At 46.1% G+C, this 714-nt stretch carries 1 protein-coding gene; it reads left to right on the top strand.

The window, feature by feature from the left end; translation table 11 throughout:
- Positions 1-93: 93 nt before the first annotated feature.
- Positions 94-567 carry a trimethoprim-resistant dihydrofolate reductase DfrA5 gene (gene dfrA5, locus PG881_RS23955; protein WP_001317507.1) on the top strand — a complete coding sequence of 158 codons (474 nt, stop codon included), beginning with the start codon at positions 94-96 and terminating at the stop codon, positions 565-567.
- Positions 568-714 lie beyond the last annotated feature (147 nt).

Genomic DNA, 714 nt, shown 5'->3' with positions numbered 1-714 from the left:
ACGCCGTGGGTCGATGTTTGATGTTATGGAGCAGCAACGATGTTACGCAGCAGGGCAGTCGCCCTAAAACAAAGTTAACCCGGAACCAAAATTGTGAAAGTATCATTAATGGCTGCAAAAGCGAAAAACGGAGTGATTGGTTGCGGTCCACACATACCCTGGTCCGCGAAAGGAGAGCAGCTACTCTTTAAAGCCTTGACGTACAACCAGTGGCTTTTGGTGGGCCGCAAGACGTTCGAATCTATGGGAGCACTCCCTAATAGGAAATACGCGGTCGTTACTCGCTCAGCCTGGACGGCCGATAATGACAACGTAATAGTATTCCCGTCGATCGAAGAGGCCATGTACGGGCTGGCTGAACTCACCGATCACGTTATAGTGTCTGGTGGCGGGGAGATTTACAGAGAAACATTGCCCATGGCCTCTACGCTCCATATATCGACGATTGATATTGAGCCGGAAGGAGATGTTTTCTTTCCGAATATTCCCAATACCTTCGAAGTTGTTTTTGAGCAACACTTTAGCTCAAACATTAACTATTGCTATCAAATTTGGCAAAAGGGTTAACAAAGCTATGCAATTGACGGTAAAAAGCTTCGTTCGCTTCGCTTGCTACGCTTCTTACCGCAATTGATAACGGCGTTAGATGCACTAAGCACATAATTGCTCACAGCCAAACTATCAGGTCAAGTCTGCTTTTATTATTTTTAAGCG

The sequence above is a fragment of the Aeromonas sp. QDB54 genome (assembly GCF_027707385.1).
GTDB classification, from domain to species: Bacteria; Pseudomonadota; Gammaproteobacteria; order Enterobacterales; family Aeromonadaceae; genus Aeromonas; species Aeromonas hydrophila.
The sequence above is the reverse complement of the archived record's forward strand: the minus strand, read 5'-3'. Positions and strand labels throughout refer to the sequence as shown.